Annotated in this window: 17 protein-coding genes; 9 read left to right on the forward strand and 8 right to left on the reverse strand. The window is 58.7% G+C overall.

The window, feature by feature from the left end; all coding sequences use genetic code 11:
* Positions 1 to 29 precede the first annotated feature (29 nt).
* From BZL43_RS15970 to BZL43_RS16000, 7 genes are all read left to right on the forward strand, one after another.
* Positions 30 to 2,276 carry a heavy metal translocating P-type ATPase gene (locus BZL43_RS15970; protein ID WP_095633210.1) on the forward strand — a complete coding sequence of 749 codons (2,247 nt, stop codon included), beginning with the start codon at positions 30 to 32 and terminating at the stop codon, positions 2,274 to 2,276.
* Between the two features lie 16 nt (positions 2,277 to 2,292).
* Positions 2,293 to 3,156: a LysR family transcriptional regulator gene (locus BZL43_RS15975; RefSeq protein ID WP_095633211.1), complete on the forward strand. Its 864-nt coding sequence runs from the start codon at positions 2,293 to 2,295 to the stop codon at positions 3,154 to 3,156.
* Positions 3,157 to 3,391: 235 nt separating this feature from the next.
* Positions 3,392 to 4,468 carry a putative 2-aminoethylphosphonate ABC transporter ATP-binding protein gene (locus BZL43_RS15980; protein WP_095633212.1) on the forward strand — a complete coding sequence of 359 codons (1,077 nt, stop codon included), beginning with the start codon at positions 3,392 to 3,394 and terminating at the stop codon, positions 4,466 to 4,468.
* Positions 4,468 to 6,192, forward strand: coding sequence for a putative 2-aminoethylphosphonate ABC transporter permease subunit (locus BZL43_RS15985; protein WP_095633213.1), 1,725 nt, complete (start codon positions 4,468 to 4,470; stop codon positions 6,190 to 6,192). The genes BZL43_RS15980 and BZL43_RS15985 overlap by 1 nt, the downstream gene beginning before the upstream one ends.
* 37 nt (positions 6,193 to 6,229) lie before the next feature.
* Positions 6,230 to 7,255, forward strand: coding sequence for a putative 2-aminoethylphosphonate ABC transporter substrate-binding protein (locus BZL43_RS15990; RefSeq protein ID WP_095633214.1), 1,026 nt, complete (start codon positions 6,230 to 6,232; stop codon positions 7,253 to 7,255).
* 70 nt (positions 7,256 to 7,325) lie between these two features.
* Positions 7,326 to 8,459: a TIGR03364 family FAD-dependent oxidoreductase gene (locus BZL43_RS15995; RefSeq protein ID WP_095633215.1), complete on the forward strand. Its 1,134-nt coding sequence runs from the start codon at positions 7,326 to 7,328 to the stop codon at positions 8,457 to 8,459.
* Positions 8,459 to 9,016: a phosphonate degradation HD-domain oxygenase gene (locus tag BZL43_RS16000; protein ID WP_095633216.1), complete on the forward strand. Its 558-nt coding sequence runs from the start codon at positions 8,459 to 8,461 to the stop codon at positions 9,014 to 9,016. Before BZL43_RS15995 ends, BZL43_RS16000 begins: the two co-directional genes overlap by 1 nt.
* A gap of 145 nt (positions 9,017 to 9,161) precedes the next feature.
* Here the strand turns inward: BZL43_RS16000 and BZL43_RS16005 are convergent, their stop codons facing one another.
* Positions 9,162 to 10,538 (reverse strand): GTPase/DUF3482 domain-containing protein, encoded by a 1,377-nt coding sequence (locus BZL43_RS16005; protein ID WP_095633217.1) that lies wholly within the window; start codon positions 10,536 to 10,538, stop codon positions 9,162 to 9,164.
* The gene (locus BZL43_RS16010; protein WP_095633218.1) at positions 10,531 to 11,910 is read right to left on the reverse strand and encodes a DUF2868 domain-containing protein; all 1,380 of its coding nucleotides are present in this window, start codon (positions 11,908 to 11,910) and stop codon (positions 10,531 to 10,533) included. The genes BZL43_RS16005 and BZL43_RS16010 overlap by 8 nt, the downstream gene beginning before the upstream one ends.
* Before the next feature lie 85 nt (positions 11,911 to 11,995).
* Between BZL43_RS16010 and BZL43_RS16015 the strand changes: the two genes are divergently transcribed.
* Positions 11,996 to 12,508: a dihydrofolate reductase gene (locus BZL43_RS16015; RefSeq protein WP_038980923.1), complete on the forward strand. Its 513-nt coding sequence runs from the start codon at positions 11,996 to 11,998 to the stop codon at positions 12,506 to 12,508.
* A gap of 110 nt (positions 12,509 to 12,618) precedes the next feature.
* Here the strand turns inward: BZL43_RS16015 and BZL43_RS16020 are convergent, their stop codons facing one another.
* Positions 12,619 to 14,010, reverse strand: a complete 1,392-nt coding sequence (locus tag BZL43_RS16020; RefSeq protein WP_095633219.1) for an L-cystine transporter — start codon at positions 14,008 to 14,010, stop codon at positions 12,619 to 12,621.
* A gap of 238 nt (positions 14,011 to 14,248) precedes the next feature.
* On the opposite strand from BZL43_RS16020, the gene BZL43_RS16025 reads away from it, so the two are divergent.
* Positions 14,249 to 15,310 (forward strand): phosphorylcholine phosphatase, encoded by a 1,062-nt coding sequence (locus tag BZL43_RS16025; RefSeq protein WP_095633220.1) that lies wholly within the window; start codon positions 14,249 to 14,251, stop codon positions 15,308 to 15,310.
* Positions 15,311 to 15,654: 344 nt separating this feature from the next.
* On the opposite strand, the gene BZL43_RS16030 is transcribed toward BZL43_RS16025, so the two are convergent.
* From BZL43_RS16030 to BZL43_RS16050, 5 genes are all read right to left on the reverse strand, one after another.
* Positions 15,655 to 17,409, reverse strand: coding sequence for an anti-phage dCTP deaminase (locus BZL43_RS16030; protein ID WP_177409338.1), 1,755 nt, complete (start codon positions 17,407 to 17,409; stop codon positions 15,655 to 15,657).
* A gap of 450 nt (positions 17,410 to 17,859) precedes the next feature.
* Positions 17,860 to 19,701, reverse strand: a complete 1,842-nt coding sequence (gene ilvD, locus BZL43_RS16035) for a dihydroxy-acid dehydratase (RefSeq protein WP_095633221.1) — start codon at positions 19,699 to 19,701, stop codon at positions 17,860 to 17,862.
* Between the two features lie 258 nt (positions 19,702 to 19,959).
* Positions 19,960 to 21,180, reverse strand: coding sequence for a multidrug effflux MFS transporter (locus tag BZL43_RS16040; RefSeq protein WP_095633222.1), 1,221 nt, complete (start codon positions 21,178 to 21,180; stop codon positions 19,960 to 19,962).
* Entirely contained in the window at positions 21,173 to 22,147 is a 975-nt protein-coding gene (locus BZL43_RS16045) for a diiron oxygenase (RefSeq protein ID WP_095633223.1), read from the reverse strand. The genes BZL43_RS16040 and BZL43_RS16045 overlap by 8 nt, the downstream gene beginning before the upstream one ends.
* Positions 22,144 to 23,223, reverse strand: a complete 1,080-nt coding sequence (locus BZL43_RS16050; RefSeq protein ID WP_095633224.1) for a SagB family peptide dehydrogenase — start codon at positions 23,221 to 23,223, stop codon at positions 22,144 to 22,146. Before BZL43_RS16050 ends, BZL43_RS16045 begins: the two co-directional genes overlap by 4 nt.
* Positions 23,224 to 23,263: the final 40 nt, after the last annotated feature.

Below are 23,263 nucleotides of genomic sequence, written 5' to 3' on the forward strand. Positions count from 1 at the left end.
GGCAACAGGCACCTTCATGGACGCGACCAATGAGCGATTCTCTTCACACCCACAAACCCGAGACCGGGCACGACCACGCAAGCCATAAGCATGGCAGCCATGGCGATTCCTGCTGTTCCTCCAAAGCAGCAGCGCCATCACTGATCAAACTCAGTGAAGCGCCGACGGCCAGTGCCCGTTTGAGCAGCTTTCGCATCGAGGCCATGGACTGCCCGACCGAACAGACGCTGATCCAGAACAAACTCGGCAAGCTGTCGGGTGTGCATCAGCTGGAGTTCAACCTGATCAATCGGGTGTTGGGCGTGACCCATGACCTGCCAGACACCCTGCCGATCATCGACGCGATCAAGTCCCTGGGCATGCACGCCGAGCCCATGGAGCAGGGCGTCGAAGCACCGGTATCGAGCCCTGCGCCAGGGAAAAAGCCCTGGTGGCCACTGGCGTTGTCCGGTGTCGCGGCGCTGGCCGCCGAACTTATCCACTTCACCAGTGCGGCGCCGAACTGGGTGGTGGCGGTGATCGCGCTGGTCTCGATCCTCAGCGGTGGCCTTAGCACTTACAAAAAGGGCTGGATTGCCCTGAAAAACCTCAACCTGAACATCAACGCGCTGATGAGCATCGCGGTGACCGGTGCAATTCTGATCGGCCAATGGCCGGAAGCGGCGATGGTGATGTTCCTGTTCACCGTGGCCGAGTTGATCGAAGCCAGGTCTCTGGACCGGGCGCGCAACGCCATCGGTGGGCTGATGCAGATGGCCCCCGAGCAAGCCACGGTGCAGCAGGCCGACGGCAGTTGGGTCGCGCAACCGGTAAAAGACATCGAACTGGGTGCGCGGGTGCGGGTGCGTCCCGGCGAGCGGATTGGTCTGGACGGCGAAGTGCTGTCCGGTAACTCGACCATCAATCAGGCGCCGATCACCGGTGAAAGCCTGCCGGTGGAGAAAGCCATCGGCGACAAAGTGTTCGCCGGCACCATCAATCAGTCCGGTTCGCTGGAATACACGGTAACCGCTGCGGCAAACAATTCGACCCTGGCGCGGATTATCCACGCCGTGGAACAGGCTCAGGGCGCGCGCGCTCCGACCCAGCGTTTCGTCGACAGCTTCTCGAAAATCTACACCCCGGCGGTGTTCATCCTGGCCCTGGCCGTGGCGGTGATCCCGCCGCTGTTCATGGATGCGCTGTGGTTCGACTGGATCTACCGGGCGCTGGTGTTGCTGGTGGTCGCCTGCCCGTGTGCCTTGGTGATTTCCACCCCGGTGACCATCGTCAGCGGCCTTGCGGCAGCGGCGCGCAAAGGGATTCTGGTCAAGGGCGGCGTTTATCTGGAGCACGGCTACAAACTCGATTACCTGGCCCTCGACAAGACCGGCACCCTCACGCACGGCAAACCGGTGCAGACCGACTATTTGTCCCTCGATCCAACCGTTGCTGAAACGGCGCCAGCCATTGCCGCGGCATTGGCCGGTCGCTCGGATCACCCGGTGTCGCTGGCCATCGCCAGCGAGGCTGTGGATAAGCATCCGGTGCCGTTGACTGTGGATAACTTCGCAGCACTGGCGGGGCGTGGTGTACGCGGCGAGATCAACGGTGAGCTCTACCACTTGGGCAACCACCGCCTGGTGGAAGATCTGGGCCTGTGTTCGCCAGCGCTGGAAGAGCAGCTGTTTGCTCTGGAGAAACAGGGCAAATCGGTGGTGCTGTTGCTCGATAAATCCGGTCCGTTGGCATTGTTTGCCGTCGCGGACACCGTGAAAGCGTCCAGTCGCGAAGCGATCGAGCAGTTGCATGAGTTGGGCATCAAAACCTTGATGCTGACCGGCGACAACGTTCACACCGCTCAAGTCATCGCCGCCCACGTGGGCATCGATCAGGCGCAGGGCGATCTGTTGCCGACCGAGAAGCTGCAAGCCATCGAAGCGCTGTATGCCCAGGGCTATCGGGTCGGAATGGTGGGTGATGGCATCAACGACGCCCCGGCCCTGGCACGGGCCGAGATCGGTTTCGCCATGGCAGCCGCTGGCACCGACACCGCCATCGAAACCGCTGATGTCGCCCTGATGGATGACGATCTACGCAAGGTTCCGGCTTTTATCCGGCTGTCGCGGCAGACCTCGAATATCCTCAAACAGAACATTGCCCTCGCATTGGTCATCAAAGTGATCTTTCTTGGGGTAACCTTCGCCGGGATCGCCACCATGTGGATGGCGGTGTTCGCCGACATGGGCGTAAGCCTGTTGGTGGTGTTCAACGGTTTGCGCCTGTTGCGCAAATAGACGATGAGGCAAGGGTGTGCTGAGTGCCGAGCTGAAGGCGTTTTACATGGTGGCCCGGCTGGGCAGCATTACCCTGGCGGCGAAAAAGCTTGGCCTGAGCCAGCCGACGGTGACGACCCAGATCCGGCATCTGGAAAGCCAGTATTCGGTGGAGCTGTTCTACCGTGGCGGCCGTCGCCTCAGTGTCAGTGATGAAGGCGCGCGGTTGTTGCCGATGGTCAAAGCGCTGTTGCAACAAGAAGCCGACATCGAGTTCTTCCTGCGTAACAGCGGTCAAGTCCAGGGCGCGTTACGCATCGCCGCCACCGCGCCGTATTACATCCTTGATCTGGTGAAAACCTTTCGCGAGCGCTTGCCGCAGGTGGAGGTGTCGGTGGAAATCGGCAACTCCCAACAAGTGCTCGAAGCGCTGGAGGATTACCGGGTCGATGTCGCGGCGTCCTCGCAGTTGCTGGACGATGCGCGGTTGATCCGCCGGGTGCTCGGCAGTGATCCGCTGGTGCTGGCGGTGCACCGCAATCATCCGCTGGCGGTGCATGATCATGTGCCGCTCAGTGCGCTGGCGGGGCATACCTTGTTGATGCGCGAATCGGGCTCGACCACTCGGCGCTTGACCGAAGAATTGCTGGCCAGCGCCGGGGTGAGTTTCGGGCCGTGGCTGGAGATTGGCAGCCGCGAATCGATCCGTGAGGCAGTATTGCGCAACATCGGCATCAGCATCATTGCCCGCCAGGAAGTGCCGCACGATCCGCAATTGCGGGTGCTGACCCTCGAAAATGCGCCGCAGATTCCCGAGTACCTGTACTGCCTCAAGGAGCGAAAAGGTGCGCGGCTGCCGGCGGCGTTTCTCGGGTTGGCGCAGGAAATGGCCCCGGCGTAGATGATCGTTCCCACGCTCCGCGTGGGAATGCAGCCCGGGACGCTCTGGGTTCCAAGAGCCGAACGCGGAGCGTCCGTTGAGGCATTCCCACGCAGAGCGTGGGAACGATCAACACAGAACCTGAACCCCCAACCCAAATCCCCGAATACCACTATCGGCCGTTTTTGCCTCGTTGCCACATGACGGACGCATTACAAACCTAGGATGGCACTCATCTGCTTGATGAGGTCTGTCCATGAACCACTCGACTGCAACTGCCCTGACCAACCCCGGCGCACCGATGAAAGTGCGCGGCGTGCAGAAACGCTTCGGCGCCTTCACCGTGCTGGATAACGTTTCCCTCGACGTGGCGGCGGGTGAGCTGGTGTGTCTGCTCGGTCCGTCGGGCTGTGGCAAAACCACTTTGTTGCGCTGCATCGCCGGCCTCGAGAAGCAGGACAGCGGCGAGTTGTACCTGGGCGATCGCGACGTTTCCCACTTGGCACCTCAGGCTCGGGACTACGGCATTCTCTTCCAGTCCTACGCGTTGTTTCCCAATCTCAGCGTCGAAGCGAACATTGCCTACGGCCTCGCGGGCAGCGGTCGCGATGAAGTGCGCCAGCGTGTCGGTCAGATGCTGGAGCTGGTCGGCCTGACCGGCAGTGAGAAAAAATACCCCGGCCAATTGTCCGGTGGTCAGCAGCAACGGGTCGCCCTGGCGCGAGCCTTGGCGCCGGCGCCGTCGTTGTTGCTGCTGGACGAGCCGATGTCGGCGCTCGACGCCCGGGTCCGCGAGCACCTGTGCACCGAACTGCGCCAATTGCAGCGCAACCTCGGCGTCACCACCTTGATGGTCACCCACAATCAGGACGAAGCCATGCTGATGGCCGACCGCATCGCCGTGATGAACAACGGCAAGGTCGAGCAGTACGCCACGCCGCAGGACATCTACGATCGCCCGGCCACACCGTTTGTGGCGGAGTTCGTCGGTCAGGGCAACTGGCTGCCGTTCCGCCGTAGCAGCGACAGTCATGCTCAGGTCGGCGGGATGAAGATGCGCCTGGCCGAAGGCAGCGCTAAAACTGCCTCGGGCCGTTTGTTCTGCCGCCCTGAGGCGATCAACGTCAACCCGCCGGTGCATGAAGAAAACCTGTTCCCGGCCAAGGTTCGCGAAATCACTTTTCTCGGCAACCGCTGCCGCATGAGCTTCGAACTCGATCAGCTGCCGGGCCATGCACTACTGGCGGAACTGGCGCCGGAAGCCATGCCGCGTTTAGGCGCGCAGCAAATCATGGTCGCCTTGCCGCCGCGCAGCCTGCAGGTGTTTGCCTGATGAGCGCGAACGTCGCGCTGCCGATACCGCACAAGCAGGTTCGGCAGGCCTCCCGTGCCGAGATCGGCGACCGGCTATTCGTGGTCGGTGGCAAAGTCCTGCTGCTGGTGTTGCTCGGCGTGGCGGTGTTGATGCCATTGCTGGCGATCTTCTGGCGCGGCTTCAGTTCCGAAGCCGGGCAGGGCGGCGGTCTGCTGGCTGCCAGCGAACTGCTGAGCAGCGCCAATTTCCACTGGTTGCTGGGCAACAGCCTGAAAGTGTCTGTCAGTGTCGCGGCCATCGTCGTACCGCTGGCTTATCTGTTTGCCTACGCGCTGCAACGTACATTGATTCCCGGTAAAGGCATCTGGCGCGGCATGTCGTTGTTGCCGCTGATGGCGCCGTCGATGCTGCCGGGGATTGCGCTGGTTTACCTGTTCGGCAATCAGGGCATGCTGCGCGGTTTGCTTTCGGACAATATCTACGGCTTCTGGGGCATTGTTCTGGGCGAGGTCATCTACACCTTCCCACACGCCTTGATGATTTTGCTGTCGGCCCTGTCCCTGGCGGATGCGCGATTGTTCGATGCGGCTTCCAGCATGGGCGCCAGTCCGGCGAAAGCTTTCCGTAGCATCACCTGGCCAGCGACCCGTCAGGCGGTGTTCGCGGCGTTCTGCCTTGTCTTCACTCTGACCATCACCGACTTCGGCGTGCCCGTGGTGGTCGGGGGCGACTATCAAGTGCTGGCGCTGGAGGCCTACAAAGCCGTGGTCGGCCAGCAGCAATTCGGTCGCGGCGCGTTGATCGGCATGGTCCTGCTGCTGCCGGCGCTGTTCAGCTTTGGCGTCGATGCTTGGCTGCGTCGGCGTCATGGCGATTCCATGAGTGGTCGGACGCAAGTGTTTCAACCGGCGCCATCGATGCTGCGCGACAGTTGTTATCTGGCCATCGTGCTGTTGATCTGCGCGGTGTTGCTGTTGGTGTTCGGCATGGCGGTGTTCTCATCACTGGTGAAGTTCTGGCCATACAACCTGTCGTTGTCACTCAACCATTACCAGTTCAACGACACGGCGGGCGGCGGTTGGCTGGCCTACGGCAACAGCGTGAAGATGGCGTTGTGTACGGCGTTGATCGGCAGTGTGCTGATCTTCACCGGTGCTTACCTGATGGAGAAAACCCGTGGCCAGCGCGGACTGAATCTGACACTGCGCATGCTCAGTTTCGTACCGATGGCGGTGCCGGGTCTGGTGTTGGGCCTGGGTTATGTCTTCTTCTTCAATCTGACCGGCAACCCGCTGCATGTGCTCTACGGGACCATGACCCTGCTGGTGGTCTGCACCATTGCTCACTATTTGACCACCGCACAAATGACCGCCACCACCGCGCTGCGTCAACTCGATGCCGAATTCGAAGCCGCCGCGCTGTCGCTCAAAGCGCCCCTGTACCGGCACTACCTGCGGGTCACCGTGCCGATCTGCCTGCCAGCATTGCTGGACATCGTGCGCTACCTGTTCGTCTCGGCCATGACCACCGTCTCGGCGGCGATCTTCCTCTACAGCCCCGACACCATCCTCGCGGCGGTGGCGGTGCTGAACATGGACGATGCCGGCAACGTCGGCGGCGCGGCGGCGATGTCGACCCTGATTCTGTTCACCTCGGCGGGGGTGTCCCTGCTGCTGGCCTGGGCTTCGCGCGGTTTGTTGCGCCGCTCCCAGGCCTGGCGGCAGACCGCGCCCAGTCATTGATTTGCCCCCCACACCTCAACTCAAACAGGAAAAGATCATGTTCAAGCCTTTGGCCCTGGCCGCTGCTGTCCTCACCGCTTTCAGCCTGAATGCCTTTGCGGCGAAAACCGAGTTGACGGTGTACACCGCCCTCGAAGCCGAACAACTGAAGACCTACAAAGAAGCCTTTGAAAAGGCCAACCCGGACGTCGAGATCAAGTGGGTGCGCGATTCCACCGGCATCATCACCGCCAAACTCCTGGCCGAAAAAGCCCGCCCGCAGGCTGACGCCATATGGGGCCTGGCGGCGTCGAGCCTGGCGATTCTCGACCATCAAGGCATGCTGCAACGCTACGCACCGAAAGACCTGGGCAAGATCGGTGGCAACTACCGTGACGCGGCCAACCCGCCAGCCTGGGTCGGCATGGACGTCTGGGCGGCGACCATTTGCTTCAACACCATCGAGGCCGAAAAGCAGGGTTTGAACAAGCCCGTGAGCTGGCAGGACCTGACCAGGCCTGAGTACAAAGGCAAGATCGTCATGCCTAACCCGGCCTCGTCCGGCACCGGTTTCCTCGACGTCAGCGCCTGGCTGCAAACCTTCGGCGAGAAGCAGGGCTGGCAGTACATGGACGACCTGCACCAGAACATCGGCCAGTACGTTCACTCTGGTTCCAAGCCGTGCAAGCTTGCGGCCGCCGGTGAATTCCCGATCGGCATTTCCTTTGAATACCCGGCTGTTCAATTGAAACGCCAGGGCGCGCCGCTGGACATCATCCTGCCGAAGGAAGGCCTGGGCTGGGAGATCGAAGCCACCGCCGTGATCAAAGGCACGCCCCATGAAGACGCGGCGAAGCAGCTGGCGGACTTCTCGGCGAGCCCGGCGGCGATGGAGCTTTATAAAGAGAACTTCGCCGTGCTCGCGCAACCGGGTATCGCCAAGCCGCAAACCGAACTGCCGGCGGATTACGAGCAGCGCCTGATCAAGAACGACTTTGCCTGGGCCTCGAAGAATCGCGACCAGATCCTGACTGAATGGCGCAAGCGTTATGACGGCAAGTCCGAGAAAGTGGCGGCCAAGTAAGCACCACCGATCGTTCCCACGCTCTGCGTGGGAATGCAGCAAAGGACGCTCCGCGTCATTGGAGAACTCCATGACTCATCACAACGACATGCTGATCGTCGGCGCCGGCATCCTCGGTCTGTCCCACGCCTATGCCGCCGCCCGGCGCGGTCTGAAAGTCACCCTTTTCGAACGCAGCGAAACCCCTTTGGGCGCCTCGGTCCGCAACTTCGGCCAGGCACTGGTCACCGGCCAGCCTCCCGGCCCAATGCTTGAACTGGCCAAGTCCAGCCGCGACATCTGGAGCCAATGGGCCCAGCTCGCTGGCTTGCAACTCAAGCGCAACGGCTCGTACCTGTTCGCCCGCACCGAAGCCGAAGAACACCTGTTGGAAGCCTTCTGCGCCGGCCGCGCCGTGCAGCATGGTTATCGCGTCGAACTGCTGCGCGGTGCGCCATTGCGTGATCTGTACAACGGCCAGTTCAGCCATCACCGCGCCGCGTTGCACGGCATGGACGATCAGCAACTGTATTCCCGCGAAGCCATTCCAGCGCTGATCGACTACCTGCGCCGCGAACTCGGCGTGACGTTTCACTTCTCCACACTCGTGCGTGACATCGAGCCCGGCCGCTTGCACAGCACCGCCGGCACCTTTAGCGCCGAGCAGATCATTGTCTGCTCCGGCCACGATTATCAGACGCTGCTGGCCGAGCCGATTGCCGAACTCAATCCGCAAATCTGCCGCCTGCAAATGCTCCGCGCCCGCCCGCGGATCAACCTCAACCTGCAACACGCGCTGCTCACCGGTCTGAGTTGCGTCCATTACGGCGCCTTCGCCGATCTGCCGGAAGCCGCCGCGGTGCAGGCGCAGATTCTGCGCGAGGCACCCCATCTGCATGAAAACGGCATTCACCTGCTGATCAGCCCGACGCCTTACGGTGAGTTGATCATCGGCGATTCCCACCATTACGGCAGCGATCCATCACCATTCAATGCCGAGCAGGTGGATGACTGGATGATTGAACTGGCCGAGCAGACCTTGGGCTGCAAGGTGCAAGTGGTCGAACGCTGGCAGGGCGTCTATGGTTCACGCGGACCGGGGCCGTTCTCCTTTTTGCGTCCGATGCCAGGGGTGAGCGTGGCGCTGATGCACACCGGCGTCGGCATGAGCGTCGGGCCGGCGATGGCCGAACGTAACGTCGCGTCTTTATTGGGAGACAGTTGATGGACCGCCATGAGCAGGTGATCGCCGAAGTGTTCGGTCTGTACGAGCGATTTGGCGGCAACGATTACATCGGTGAACCGGTATCACAGATCGAGCACATGTCGCAGGCGGCGGAACTGGCGATGGCCGAGGGGTTCGATGATGAAGTGGTGCTGGCGGCGTTCTTTCACGATATCGGGCATCTGTGTCATAAGGGTGCCGAGAGCATGGGTGGCTTTGGAGTGGTCAGCCATGAGCGTTTGGGCGCCGATTATTTGCGTCGCGCCGGCTTCAGCGAACGCCTGGCGCAGTTAGTGGAATACCACGTTCAGGCCAAGCGTTATCTGACGCTCAAAGCGCCCGGGTACTACGAGCGCTTGAGCGAAGCCAGTCGGCGGACGCTGGCGTATCAGGGCGGGATGATGACGGCTGCCGAGGCCGAGGCGTTCGAGCGAGATCCGTTGTGTGCCGTCAGCTTGCGGATGCGCCAGTGGGATGAATTGGCCAAGCAGAAGTGGCTGCCGGTGATGGATCTGGGCATCTTGAAGGCAAAGGCGTTGCGGCTGCTGGCTGAGTAAAGTTCGATAACCCAGTCGCGCCCATCGCGGGCAAGCCCGCTCCCACAGGTTGAGTGATACAGAGATCGTATAAACACCGAAGATCCCTGTGGGAGCGTGGCTTGCCCGCGATGAGGCCAGCGCTGACACCGCAGATTGCGGGTCTTTAAAGTTGCTGTGCCAACACCTCAACCTGCTCTTGGCGCTCCGCCTGACTCAACTTCGAATTCGGATTGAGCGACGACCACTGCGGATGGGCCCGGGCCTTGTTCAGCGCTTCGGGCAGTTTGCCTTCGCGCCAGGTTTTGTCCTGCGGCGTGGCGACCTGAATGCTGTCCATCGCTGCGTGGCCCCGGGAACTCAGTGCTTGTAGCAATTGCCGCTGACGTAACGCCAACAGCCGCAGAACGCTGTCGTCGACGGTCAGTTCTCGCTGCCCCTTTATCTTGCCCAGCAATCGGCTGCCGTAACTGCGAGCGGTTTGCAGGGCGCCGCCGGCAATCGCACCGGCCAGCGCCGCCGCGCCGAGGGTCAGGCCGCCCACCAGCAAGTCAACACCGGCCCCGGCCGCCGCGCCGGCTGCGATACCGCCGCCCACCCGTACACCGAGCTGCCTCAACGTTTCGGGGTTGAACAGGTCATCGCCCCAGCGACCATCGAGCAACGGCAAGTCACTGGCCGCCGCATCCTGCGGGCGGAAAGCGTAAAGCTTGAGCAGCGCTTCGACACAGCGTTGTTCGCGTTGTCGCACCGCTTTGCGCAGTTCGCTGATCGCTTGCTGTTCTTGCGCCGCCTCGCTGACCACACTGCGGCGACAGGCGGCGCAATCGATCAATAAATCGGCAATCAGTCGCGCTGCACTCTGCTGACGGGCCAGGCGTTGGGCCTGCTGATCAGCGATCAAACGCTCCAGTTGTTCGCGGGCGTTTTCCAGCAGCAGCGCCAGGCTTTCGTAGAGTCGACGTTCGCCATCTTCCGGTGGCGCGACGCTGTCGAAACGCACCAAGGCATGTAAGCCGAGACGCGCCAGGGCTTCACGCCAATCGGGCTCGCGATGCTGGGCGCTGCTGACAAAATTCAGCACCGGCAGCAGCGGTTTGCCGCAACTGGCCAGCACCTCCAATTCGTCGCGGTACTTGGCCAGCACCGGCTCCCGGGCATCGATTACATAAAGCCCGGCGTCCGAGGCGAGCAGTTGCCGCAGCACCTTGGCTTCCTGTTCGAAGCGCTGCCTGGCTTCGCTGCTCTCCAGAAAACGCGCCAATCGTGCCGGGCCGTCGAGGCGTTCGCCGGGTCGTTCCAGGCGCTCGAGGTAGTCGAGCAGGGCGATGGCGTCTTCCAGGCCCGGCGTGTCGAACAGATCAAGTAACGGCTCGCCGTCCACCGACAGGCGCGCGCCTTCGACGTGCCGCGTGGTGCTGGGGCGATGGGACACTTCGCCGAAGCCGACGTCCCGCGTCAGCGTTCGCAGCAACGAGGTTTTGCCGACGTTGGTGTGGCCGACCACGGCGAGCTTCAACGGCTGTTTCCAGGCATCAGTCATGACCCGTCTCCAGCCAGTTCAACGGCGCGCAATCGGCGAAAGGCAGGTTCAGTTGTTGTAGCGCAACATGCCAGTCGCCCAAGCGCTCGGCATCCAGCGCTTCGCCAGGCGGCGCTTGCAACAACCACACACGGGTGGCGCTGGCGCTGCGGGCCAGTTCGGTGATCAGCGCCAGGCTGCCACGGTCTGGCGAACGCCGTGGATCGCAGGCGATGGCCAGACGGGCCGGTGGGAAGCGACTCAGTTGTTCGAGCAGCTTGTGCCGGGATTCGCGGCTGTCGAGGACGCCGGCGTTGTTGACGTTTTTCGGCAACGGCGGCGGCCAGGGACGTTGATCGTCCAGCTCGATGGCCACCAACAGTGCGCCATCGCTTTGCAGATCGCTGGCAGCGTTTTCAAGCCGATGCAGTTGCGCAGGCGCGACGTCGCTGATGCCCAGGCGTTCGCTGGTGGGCATCAACCGTTCGCGCAGTTGGGCGTAGCCGGGCAGGTTCAAATCCAGATGCAGGGCTGCTTGTCCGGTTTTCCAGCGCCACAGGCAGAATAATGCGAGCAGCAATCGCGGCAAAACGCCGTACACCAGCAGCACCCCCACCAGCCACGCCGCCCAAGCCTGGCGGGCACTTTCGATGTTCAGCGCGGCATCGCCGCTGGCGCGGATCATCTCCACACCGGGCACACTGAAACCGAGCAAGGCCGGCAGGGCGCCGAGGGCTTGGGTCATGGCGACGAAGGTGTTGCCGCCCAGAATGGTGGTTTCCCAGACGAAACCGTAGCGCCGGGTCGCCATCAGCGTCAGCACCATCACCAAGGCGCTGAGCATCGCCAGCAACCACAACCCGTTGACCAGCACGCCCAGCGCCCAACGATTGAGTTTGTGCCGTTGCAGCAACAGCAACAGAGCCGGCGCCAGTTGCGCGGCATTGGCGTCGCGGGCGAGTTTTTCACTGAGCCACAGCCATAAGCGCCCGAGGGCGGCGCCTTGTTCACCGGCGAACACCAGACCCAGGGCCCAGCTCAGCAAAAGAATCAGATTCAGCCCGAGCAGGCTGCCCAATGCCCAGAACACATTGACCGGGCTCTGGCCGTCGCCCAATGCGGCAAACGCCAGGCCGGCGCCGCTGATCACGGCGAGAACGGCCAGTACTATCAGCGCAAGGCGCGCGCCTTGCAGCCAGTGTTTGAGGGCGAGGGCCTGTCCATCGCGCTCGGCCAGCCACAAGGCGCGGCGGTGAATGCGCATTGGCAGGTCGCCGCCGGCGCTGCGGGCGATTCGATTGGCTTCCAGATCGTCCAAGGGGCCGGCGTGTTCTTCACGCAGGCGTATGGTTTCACTCAGCCAGAGGTTTTGCAGTGGAGTCAGTTCAGTCACGCGGCTTCCCGTCGCTTAATTGAGCGGTGAGCATAACCGCTGTGACGCTTATCGGGGTAAGGGAGGCTCTGGTATCCTCGCCGACATGACTAAATCACTCCCCCTCAGCCTGATCGCAGCCCTCGGTGAAAACCGTGTGATCGGCGTCGACAACAGCATGCCCTGGCACTTGCCGGGGGACTTCAAATACTTCAAGGCCACCACCCTCGGCAAACCGATCATCATGGGTCGCAAGACCTGGGATTCCCTCGGTCGTCCGCTGCCCGGCCGCTTAAACATTGTGGTCAGCCGTCAGGCGGATCTGCAGCTGGAAGGCGCGGAGGTTTATCCGTCGCTGGAGGCAGCGGTGGTTCGCGCTCAGCAATGGGCGAACGAGCAGGGCGTTGATGAAGTGATGCTGATTGGCGGGGCGCAGTTGTATGCCCAAGGGTTGGCACAGGCTGATCGGCTGTACCTGACCCGCGTGGCGCTCAGCCCTGAAGGGGATGCGTGGTTTCCGGAATTTGATTTGAACCAGTGGAAGCTGGTGTCGAATGTTCCGAATCCGGCGGAGGGCGACAAGCCGGCGTACAGTTTCGAGGTTTGGGAGCGCACGTAGATCGTTCCCACGCTCTGCGTGGGAATGCAGCCCGTGACGCTCCGCGTCACTGGACGCTCCGCGTCCCTTGAGGCATTCCCACGCGGGAGCGTGGGAACGATCAGTACGGGTCAAGCGTGAGCCAACTCCGAATGCTCATCCGCATCCAGCAACGCTTTATCCGTCTGCTGCATCATCTGGCTGGTAATCGCACCCGCCGTGATCGAACCACTCACGTTCAACGCCGTACGACCCATATCGATCAACGGCTCAACCGAAATCAGCAACGCCACCAGTGACATCGGCAAACCCATCGCCGGCAGCACGATCAACGCGGCGAAGGTCGCGCCGCCACCCACCCCGGCCACACCGGCCGAACTCAGCGTCACAATCGCCACCAGCGTCGCGATCCACAGCGGGTCCAGCGGGTTGATGCCCACGGTCGGCGCGACCATCACCGCCAGCATTGCCGGGTACAGACCGGCACAACCGTTCTGGCCAATGGTCGCGCCGAACGAGGCAGCAAAACTGGCGATGGATGGCGCAATCCCCAAGCGGCTGGTCTGGGCTTCGATACTCAGTGGAATGGTGGCGGCGCTGGAGCGGCTGGTGAAGGCAAACGTCAGCACCGGCCAGATCTTGCGGAAGAAGCGCAGCGGGTTGATCCCGGCCGCCGACACCAGCAAGCCATGGACCACAAACATCAAGCCCAGGCCGATGTAGGACACCACCACAAAACCGCCGAGCTTGAGGATGTCTTGCAGGTTGGAGCCGGCGACCACTTTGGTCATCAGCGCCAATACGCCGTACGGGGTCAGCTTCATCACCAGACGCACCAGACGCATCACCCAGGCTTGCAGGGTGTCGATGGCGTTGATCACTTTCTGACCTTTCTCGACATCATCCTTGAGCAGTTGCAGCGCTGCGACCCCAAGGAGCGTTGCGAAGATCACCACGCTGATGATCGAGGTCGGCTTGGCGCGAGCGAGGTCGGCGAACGGGTTCTGCGGGATGAACGACAGCAGCAACTGCGGCACATTCAGGTCAGCAACCTTGCCCGCGTAATCGCTCTGGATGGTTTGCAGACGAGCCATTTCCTGGGTGCCGGCGACCAGGCCTTCGGCGGTCAGGCCGAACAGGTTGGTCAGGCCGATGCCGATCAACGCTGCGATAGCGGTGGTGAACAGCAATGTGCCGATAGTCAGGAAGCTGATCTTGCCCAGCGACGAAGCGTTATGCAGGCGTGCCACGGCGCTGAGGATCGAGGCGAATACCAGTGGAATCACGATCATCTGCAGCAACTGCACGTAACCGTTGCCCACCAGGTCGAACCAACTGATCGAGGATTTCAGTACCGGGTTGCCCGCACCATAAATCGTGTGCAGAGCGACACCAAATGCCACGCCCAGGACCAGCGCCAGCAGCACTTTTTTGGCCAGGCTCCAGGTGGTGTGACAGGTTTGCGCCAAGCCAAAGAGCAAGGCGAGGAACACCAGCAGATTGAGAATCAGCGGCAGATTCATAGAAGCTCCATAGACGTGTGCCAGCCACCTTCGTGTGTGACTGCGAACCGGAAAGCCTAACAGCTTGAAATGTAATGAATTAATATCAAAAACAGCGGTGGACTGTCGTTTTTGGAATAAGCCGATGCCGCTGTGAGGAATGCAGTTGGCGGAATCAGGATGCAAGCGGTCGCGGGGAAGCGGGGACTGTCATACGGATTTGTTAGCGTCGATATCTTTAAATCAGGGAGAAACGCCGATGAAGCTCGCACCGAAATTTCTGGCTGCCGCACTGAGTTTGGGACTGGGCCTTGCCGGCCAGGTTTTCGCCACGGATTTGAAGCACTGGCCAGCCGATCAGGCCAAGGCGCTGGACGCCATGATCGCGGCCAATGCCAACAAAGGTAACTTCGCGGTGTTCGACATGGACAACACCAGTTATCGCTACGACCTTGAAGAATCGTTGCTGCCGTTCATGGAAAACAAGGGCCTGATCACCCGCGAGAGCCTCGATCCCTCCCTGAAACTGATGCCGTTCAAGGACACCGCCGACCACAAGGAAAGTTTGTTCAGCTACTACTATCGCCTCTGCGAATTAGACGACATGGTTTGCTATCCATGGGTCGCCCAAGTGTTTTCCGGCTTCACGCTTCAGGAACTCAAGGCCAACGTTGACGAGCTGATGGCGTCAGGCAAACCAGTGCCTAGCACTTATTACGACGGCGACGTGGTCAAGACCATCGATGTCAATCCACCGAAAATCTTCACCGGTCAGAAAGAGCTCTACACCAAGCTGATGGAGAACGGCATCGAGGTCTACGTGATGACCGCCGCCTCCGAAGAACTGGTGCGCATGGTCGCCTCCGATCCGAAGTACGGCTACAACGTCAAACCGCAGAACGTGATTGGCGTGAGCCTGTTGCTCAAGGACCGCAAGACCGGCGAGTTGACCACTGCACGCAAGCAAGTCACCGCGGGCAAGTATGACGAGAAGGCTAACCTGGGCCTCGAACTGACGCCGTACCTGTGGACTCCGGCAACCTGGATGGCCGGCAAGCAGGCGGCGATCCTGACCTACATTGATGAGTGGAAGAAACCGGTCCTGGTGGGCGGCGACACTCCGACCAGCGACGGCTACATGCTGTTCCACAGTGTCGACGTGTCCAAGGGCGGCATCCATTTGTGGGTCAACCGCAAAGACAAGTACATGACCCAGATTAACGGCATGATGGCCAAAAACGCAGCAGCCCAGGCGAAAGAAGGGTTAGCGGTGACGGCGGACAAGAACTGGGTGATCGTCAAGCCTGAAGAGATTCAGTAGGCCTAGCCGAGATTCAACTATGGAGCAGCCTTCGGCCGCTCCTACAGTTGATCGAGATGATGCGCTGAAGTGTTGGTGCCTGATCTACGTCTATCCACTTGCTTTGTAAAGCTAAGGGATGAACGCAGACAATTTCTATCTGATGCCAATGTCGATCTGATAGAAAATTCGCCTCTGTTTCAAATTAGGCTCAGCTTTTTTCACGCTCTCGAGTAGGAGGTGATGGCGAACGTGAGCTTCCCTGCGCAGCTTTCAAGGACTCTTGCTTCCATGTGGGCCACTGGTCTACGACACGGCGAGACTCATTGAGATGATTGATAAAATCTTGCTTATTGCTATTCATATTAGTTTTCCTCTATGTACCTTGATAGCAGAGCTGCAGCTATGGTTTCACGTTCCATGTACGAACAAGGCAACATCTGGGTGCGCAATTTAGCATCTGATTCTTTCCAGTCAATGATTTCACCTTGGTCGGATTTCCGAATTACCGGATACCCGCTACCGAGATTTGTTGAGAATAGGTTAAAAAAGCTCCTAGGTCCAACTCCAATAAAAGGTTCGAAAACAACATTGTTACTGTCTTTATCTAGGGATATTGAGTCTGAGTGGAACTCCAGAGCTTTGCTCTTAGGGTAGGGTTCTACGTACACGACTCTTTTGATTCCAGCTGCAACTATGTGTTTTGCACAATTATGGCAAGGAAAGGTTGTGCAATATAAGTGGCTGCCAGCCGTACTTGTCCCGGATCTCGCGCTAGAGAGCAGAGCCTCCATTTCAGCATGAACAACGCGCCCGTACTCCGTAATGTCCTTTATTTTGCTATTCTTGATAAGTGGGCCTAGTTCTTCTCGATATTGTTCTGGAACAGCCTCTATTATTCCTTCGATAATTAATCTTTTTTGAATTGCGTTAGAGTCTTCCCCTTTCATGTAGTCGCGACCATCGGCAATATCTACTATTTCTTGTGTCTTCTCGTCGATATCTGGCCAGTATAGCCCTCCATGTGCTTTAGGAACGTCATTGGCTCCTGTTGAAATTATACAGCGACTTTTTGTAAGTACGGCGCCGACTTGGCGCGATAAATCTGCAGACCTTAAAGAGGCAGAGAAAGCCATAAACATAGCGTATTCATCAAATGTTGGTGTTATGTATGGTTTTCCAAAAAGTAGATCCAGTATTCTCCATATTTGTTTTTTTAGAGAGTCTGAGTTTCCGTTGTAATCAATAAAAAAATCTGAGAGGTGATAAGTGTCGCGCGTGTGCTGACCATATTCTTCTCTCTCATCAGCGTCTCGTTCAATTAATCGTGATGCTTGCTCCTGTGACATAGATTTGTCTTTTGTTAAGTATTCATGTCTGCGCGTATGGTCAGCATGAACTCCGATCAAGAAAAATCCGTCTGAATATATTTTTCTCAATTTCTGAACTTCGGCTGGGCTCTTTAAAGAGTTTATAATAAACGCGCTTCGGCGAAGTGGCTCCTGTGTTCCCCTTGATTTATTTATTTGGGCCGCTGCGCCTAGAGCTAGAATTGAATTGTCCTGGCTTTCTTTTCGCAGTCTGTTACCTTCCTCCATGTATGAGCTGATTCTATCAAATTCGTGAGTGCTTTTTGATGGGTTCCCAATATTTGCAATTATATCGGTGGATATTTTTATGTTTCGTGTTTCATATTTGAAGGTTTTCAATCTGTCTGTTATGAGTTTTGATACTTCCGGAAGATCCGTTCCGATTGTTCCAACAAGGCCTATTATTAATTCTGAGTCGGAGTAGGTGTCATTAATGAAATAGGCATTTTCTGAGGTGTCTTCAATTGATAACTCGTCAACTATGTTTTTTGTGTTCCCAGAGATGTCTCTGGCCTCGGCTTCGCTTTGTGTTTCAGTATTCAAAAGTGGCTCTACTGATATTTTTAGCTTTTGTGAGGAATGAGCTTTTCCTTGAAAGTGAATTCCCCCCGTCGACGGGTACCAGTTTAAGATGCCTTTGCTTTTTGTCTTGAATTGGTATTGGTTTCTATTTATCTCTATCCATTCGCCGGCTGATGAGATTGGCTCAAGTTTTTTCTTTAACTCATCTATGCTTCCGTCAAAGCGCATACTAAATCCCTTTTAAGAAGAACTTTTAATAGATGGTGATAACCGTCATGGCGTTGTATGCCAATTTGATCAAGATAGCCCTGAATGTACTCACTGGCTAGGTGTTGAACCGTACTTTTTTTATATGGCTTTTTGCATCACTTTTTGTACTCTGCGGCTGCGTTCGGATTGGGAAACGGACTTCGTATGCGTAGGATAGTTCTTGTTGTCTCGACGGAGTTTGGTGTGAGATCACAGCGGCCTGATTTTTCGATCTGAGACTGGCCGTAATAGCTAGCGTTTTTTTCACGCCATGGCAGCGTAATACGTAACTGGTGTCCAGATTACTTAATCATTTCAGCTTGCTCGCGATGGGACATAGCATTCAGTAGTAAAGTCGACTAAATCGTTTTTGCGAGCAAAAAAATGCCCCGCACTTGGCGGGGCATTTTTTTGTTCGACGGTTAAGGATTACAAGCCGTCGAGCATCGCCTTGTTACGTACCGCACCCTTGTCGGCGCTGGTGGCCAACAGGGCATAGGCTTTGAGCGCCGTGGTCACTTTACGCGGGCGCACTTCCACCGGTTTCCAGCCTTTCTTGTCCTGCTCGGCACGGCGCGCGACCAGTTCTTCATCGCTGATCAACAGGTTGATCGAGCGGTTAGGAATGTCGATCAATATTTTATCGCCATCCTGCACCAGACCGATTGCGCCGCCGGCAGCGGCTTCTGGCGAAGCATGGCCAATGGACAGGCCCGAAGTGCCGCCAGAGAAACGGCCATCGGTGAGCAGGGCGCAGGCTTTGCCCAGGCCTTTGGATTTCAGGTAAGACGTCGGGTACAGCATTTCCTGCATGCCCGGGCCGCCTTTCGGGCCTTCGTAACGAATGATCACGATGTCGCCGGCCTTCACTTCATCGGCGAGGATGCCGCGTACGGCACTGTCCTGGCTTTCGAAGATCTTCGCGTTGCCTTCGAAGACGTGGATCGACTCGTCGACGCCGGCGGTTTTCACCACGCAGCCGTCCAGAGCGATGTTGCCGTACAGAACGGCCAGGCCGCCTTCTTTCGAGTAAGCGTGTTCGACACTGCGGATGCAGCCGTTTTCACGGTCGTCGTCCAGGGTTTCCCAACGGGTCGACTGGCTGAACGCAGTTTGCGTCGGAATGCCCGCCGGGCCGGCCTTGAAGAAGTGATGCACGGCTTCGTCGGTGGTCTGGGTGATGTCCCACTTGGCGATACCTTCGGCCATGCTCTTGCTGTGCACGGTCGGCAGGTCGGTGTGCAACAGACCGCCACGGGCCAGGGAGCCGAGGATACTGAAGATCCCGCCGGCACGGTGCACGTCTTCCATGTGGTACTTCTGGATGTTCGGCGCGACTTTGCACAGTTGCGGTACGTGACGGGAAAGGCGGTCGATGTCGCGCAGGTCGAAATCGATCTCGGCTTCCTGGGCCGCGGCCAGCAAGTGCAGGATGGTGTTGGTGGAACCGCCCATGGCGATGTCCAGGGTCATGGCATTTTCGAATGCCTTGAAGTTGGCGATGTTGCGCGGCAACACCGACTCGTCGTTCTCGCCGTAATAACGTTTGCACAGCTCGACGATGGTGCGGCCGGCCTGCAGGAACAGCTGTTCGCGATCACTGTGGGTGGCCAGGGTCGAACCGTTGCCCGGCAATGCCAGGCCCAGGGCTTCAACCAGGCAGTTCATCGAGTTGGCGGTGAACATACCGGAACAGGAGCCGCATGTCGGGCAGGCGCTACGCTCGTACTCGGCGACTTTCTCGTCAGATGCGCTGGAGTCGGCGGCAATCACCATGGCGTCGACCAGGTCAAGACCGTGACTGGCCAGTTTGGTCTTGCCGGCTTCCATCGGGCCACCGGACACGAAGATCACCGGGATGTTCAGGCGCAAGGAGGCCATCAGCATGCCGGGGGTGATCTTGTCGCAGTTGGAGATGCAGACGATAGCATCGGCGCAATGGGCGTTGACCATGTATTCGACGGAATCGGCGATGATCTCGCGGCTCGGCAGCGAATAGAGCATGCCGTCATGGCCCATGGCGATGCCGTCGTCCACGGCGATGGTGTTGAATTCTTTGGCGACGCCGCCGGCCCGCTCGATTTCGCGAGCGACCAGTTGCCCCAGGTCCTTGAGGTGCACATGGCCCGGTACGAACTGGGTAAAGGAGTTGGCAATGGCGATGATCGGCTTCTTGAAGTCGTCATCTTTCATCCCCGTGGCGCGCCACAATGCGCGGGCACCGGCCATGTTGCGGCCGTGGGTGGATGTTTTCGAGCGGTAATCAGGCATGAAGCACTCCGGGCGGCTAATCAGGTATCAAAAAGGGAAGTGAGCTTCTATTGACGTCTGGAACACTCAGAAATGGCCGTGTGTCCGGAAGTTGCCGATAACTTTGCGGGATCGCCGCGCGCTTCAGCTTGAGCTCATAAACCCGCCGGGGGATGACTGGCGATGAATCTCGCGATTCTACACCGCTGGCGTCAGGAGGGAATGCCGGAAAACGTTGATCCAGCGCCGATGAAGCGCATGGGGTGACGATCGGCGGCGTTATTCGATGCCCGGGTTGGCTTTTGGGCTTTTGGCTCGTTGATTGATACGACGGTTGAGCACCAGCGCCACGCTGCTCAGGATGACGAAACTGTATCCAAGGGTGGATTGCAGGTTGCCCGGCCCCAAGCTGATAAGGGCACTGATCAACCCGCCGCAGATGAAAATCACCGTGCTGCCGGCCGACGCCGAGGTTCCCGAATTTTCGGGGAACAGGCTCATGGCTTTGGACGTGGCGGCCGGTCGGACAATGGTAGTGCCTGCGGTGCAGATGAGCATCGGTACCAGCACGGTGACCGGTGACAGTGCAACATGCTTTGAGAGGTAAAGCATGATGAGACCGGACACCAGGATCAGGCTCAGCCCGCTGATGATCTGATGACGGGGGCTGATATGTTGGCCCAACATAACCGCAGCCATGCCGCCGACGATGTAGGCGCCGCCGTATACCAGCAGGATCAGCGCGTAGTCATGGGCCGATAACTGGAGTTGGTCCATGAAGATCAGCGGCGAAATCACGATGAACGAGAAATGGCAGGCGAACGCAAAGCCTGAAATCAACCAGTAAGGCAGGAAGTCGGCATCCTGCAGGACCCGACGGTAGGACTGGAGGATGTTTGGTCGCGGGCGGGTTGCTGGCGGGCGGGTATTGTCGAGAAACAGCCAGGCTTTGAGCAGCACCACGCCGGCCAATGCGGTAAACACCCAGAAGCTGCCCTGCCAGCCGAGTGTGGCTTGCAGGAATGCACCGGCCAACGGCGAAACCGAAATGAAAATGCCGGTGGCGGTGACCATCAGAATCCGCAACCGGTCACGTTCCTCACCCCCGAACAGATCCTGAATCAGTGCTTGTGACAGCACGAAACATCCGCAGCCGAACGCCTGAACGACACGCAGCAGCAGAAAATGGACATAGTCGGTGGTCAGTACGCAGCCCACCGCGCCCAGCATCGAAACGGTGATTCCGGCGAGCAAAAGCCCTTTGCGCCCGATCACATCCGACAGCGGCCCGATCAGCAATTGAGAGGCCGCGATACCGACGGCAAACAGACTGATCGACAGCGCAATGTCGGCGGGCGGGCTGCGAAAGTGTTCGGCCAGTGCAGGGAATGAGGGAAGCAGGACATCCAGCGGGAATACGCCAAGCAGCACCATCGCCAACAACAGGCTGACCGCCCCACGACGCTGTCTGGCAGTTGCCGCAGGATGTCCTTCATTCATCGATAAGTCCTGCCTTCACGAACAGCTGCTGGTTGTAGGGCAGGGCGAAGAATCCGGCTTTTTTCAACGCATCGAGTGTCGCGCCACTGCCGGCTCGGGCACGCTGAAGGGTGGCTTGGCGGCTGGTGAGTTCTCCGAGAATTTCTGTGACGGCGGTCTCGTTAACACCCTCGCTGTGCAGGCTTTCCCGCAACCATCGCTCATCGGTTTCGAAGAAAATCCGCATGCTGTCCAGCAGGAGCCTGCTGGCGAACGTGCGTTGGCGGCTGTTCAGGGTCAACCACAAGTAATGGAACACTTCAGCGAAATAGCGGCTGTGAAGCGCCTCGTCCGAAAGATGATCCCTGAGCATTGCCTGCACGCTGGACACCAGCTCATCACGGCAGATGTCGAGCAGCTCCTTGGCAATGATCGTCTCCGACACGAATCCGACGAGAAACCAGGCCAGTGCCCTGTTTTTTTCAGGTGTGTGGTCGAGCAAGGCGTTCAATCGCGTGATGCGGTGAGGCATGGCTGGGCGCGAACTGATCCCGTAAACCCCGGCAACCTGTTCGGCAAGACTGTTGGAGAACAGGGCGTGATAACCCTCGTCGGTATAAAGCTGAAGTGCGGCGGTCTTCATCCGTGGGGAGACGTAGGCCTTCAGCTCGCCGTGGATGATGGTTTCCACGGATCGGTTGACGATGCGGTGTTCGAGCAAGGTGGTGTAGTCGAGGAAATACACCAGGTGATTGGCCGACAGCCGATGAATGACGGTTTGGCCCAGCGCTTCGATCGCCGGGTGCTTCAGATAAGCGAGGAAGGCCGGGGGAAACCAGTGGCGTGTTTCCAGTTGCTGTTCCAGGTCTGGCGGCAACAGATAGTCGTGCTCGCTGGTTCGCACCGAAGCGCGGGCATTCCAGTCGCCGAGGGTGAAACGCAGGGCCCAGGAGACGGGGCGCTCCGAGGGCTCGATGATGGCATTCATTGCGCCAGCTCCTGGCTGCTGAGCAGCGCCTTCAATTCCTTGCACATGACCTGACCGTCGCTTTTGCCACAGCCGACAAAAAACAACGGTTGCTCTGCACTGTCTTCAAGCCCCAGCAACGCCTCGACCTGATCATCTGCCAGTGCGCCCGTCAGCCAGGTGTTCAGCCCCAGCGCAGTGGCTACCAGCTGGAATGTCTGGGAAATGTGCCCCGCTTCCACGAAGGCCATTCGGTAGGCTCGCGAGTGTTGATACTTCCACCACAGCTTGTCGAATCGACTGGTGATGAACAGGCCCACAGGCAGGTTATTGATGAAGTGCTGCCCACACAGCAATTGGCCCAGTGACGAATCAAGTGCCGGGTTGACGAAACTCAGTGCGTGGTCGACAGGATGATAGGCGTAGAACCCGGGCTCAAGGCCGCTGACGTTTCGTATGTGAAGAAAGCCTTCACAGGCATTCAGCCCGCCACCGGAGGGGCTGCTGCGCCGGGCATCGAGACCTTCGACGAGGCCATCATCGACGTCATTTTCCCGTTCATGCAGGTAGCCCAGGGACAGGTAAAGCAGTGTGCCAAGATCTTCCAGTGAAACCGCTGCATCTGTGAACGTGCGGCAGGTTTTGCGGCCGATCAGGACGTTGGCAAGCGAGCCTTGCGGCAGGCAGGAGGGTTTTGGCAGGACAATCAGCTCCCGTGCCCGGTATTCAGCGGGCCTGTTGCCCGGCGCGGGTGTTGCCAGTACTTCGCTGCAATGGTCCAGATAGTGCTTCGACCATTCATGAACATTCTGAGGGACATGTTCGCAGGGAATGTTCTTGGTGCCGATATGGAATATCTTCGACAGTTCGTCCCAGCCCCATTCAACAGTGTTTTGTTTAGAGTGGGTTAATATTCCTGAGTTCAGAAGTTGGGTGTCTACGCTGTTGCTGTCGTTATACAGTTTGGGGTTGTTGATAAGTTGTGCGAGCCGGGTTGAATATTCAAGGTTAAGTTCAAATTGTTTGTGGTTTTTATAATCCCAGACTATTTGACCTGGCGTACGGGGAAGTATGAATAAATATGGATTTATCTGCATGATGGACAGTTCGCTCTGGGTAATGCCATAGAAAACGCTG

The sequence above is a fragment of the Pseudomonas sp. PICF141 genome (genome assembly GCF_002286815.1).
Classification (GTDB): domain Bacteria; phylum Pseudomonadota; class Gammaproteobacteria; order Pseudomonadales; family Pseudomonadaceae; genus Aquipseudomonas.

What these genes read in the sequence shown, in the direction of transcription:
- BZL43_RS15970 (WP_095633210.1), top strand. Translation starts at nt 30, where the DNA reads ATGAGCGATTCTCTTCACACCCACAAACCCGAGACCGGGCACGACCAC.
- BZL43_RS15980 (WP_095633212.1), top strand. Translation starts at nt 3,392, where the DNA reads ATGAACCACTCGACTGCAACTGCCCTGACCAACCCCGGCGCACCGATG.
- BZL43_RS15985 (WP_095633213.1), top strand. Translation starts at nt 4,468, where the DNA reads ATGAGCGCGAACGTCGCGCTGCCGATACCGCACAAGCAGGTTCGGCAG.
- BZL43_RS15990 (WP_095633214.1), top strand. Translation starts at nt 6,230, where the DNA reads ATGTTCAAGCCTTTGGCCCTGGCCGCTGCTGTCCTCACCGCTTTCAGC.
- BZL43_RS15995 (WP_095633215.1), top strand. Translation starts at nt 7,326, where the DNA reads ATGACTCATCACAACGACATGCTGATCGTCGGCGCCGGCATCCTCGGT.
- BZL43_RS16000 (WP_095633216.1), top strand. Translation starts at nt 8,459, where the DNA reads ATGGACCGCCATGAGCAGGTGATCGCCGAAGTGTTCGGTCTGTACGAG.
- BZL43_RS16005 (WP_095633217.1), bottom strand. Translation starts at nt 10,538, where the DNA reads ATGACTGATGCCTGGAAACAGCCGTTGAAGCTCGCCGTGGTCGGCCAC.
- BZL43_RS16015 (WP_038980923.1), top strand. Translation starts at nt 11,996, where the DNA reads ATGACTAAATCACTCCCCCTCAGCCTGATCGCAGCCCTCGGTGAAAAC.
- BZL43_RS16020 (WP_095633219.1), bottom strand. Translation starts at nt 14,010, where the DNA reads ATGAATCTGCCGCTGATTCTCAATCTGCTGGTGTTCCTCGCCTTGCTC.
- BZL43_RS16025 (WP_095633220.1), top strand. Translation starts at nt 14,249, where the DNA reads ATGAAGCTCGCACCGAAATTTCTGGCTGCCGCACTGAGTTTGGGACTG.
- BZL43_RS16030 (WP_177409338.1), bottom strand. Translation starts at nt 17,409, where the DNA reads ATGCGCTTTGACGGAAGCATAGATGAGTTAAAGAAAAAACTTGAGCCA.
- ilvD (WP_095633221.1), bottom strand. Translation starts at nt 19,701, where the DNA reads ATGCCTGATTACCGCTCGAAAACATCCACCCACGGCCGCAACATGGCC.
- BZL43_RS16040 (WP_095633222.1), bottom strand. Translation starts at nt 21,180, where the DNA reads ATGAATGAAGGACATCCTGCGGCAACTGCCAGACAGCGTCGTGGGGCG.
- BZL43_RS16045 (WP_095633223.1), bottom strand. Translation starts at nt 22,147, where the DNA reads ATGAATGCCATCATCGAGCCCTCGGAGCGCCCCGTCTCCTGGGCCCTG.
- BZL43_RS16050 (WP_095633224.1), bottom strand. Translation starts at nt 23,223, where the DNA reads ATGCAGATAAATCCATATTTATTCATACTTCCCCGTACGCCAGGTCAA.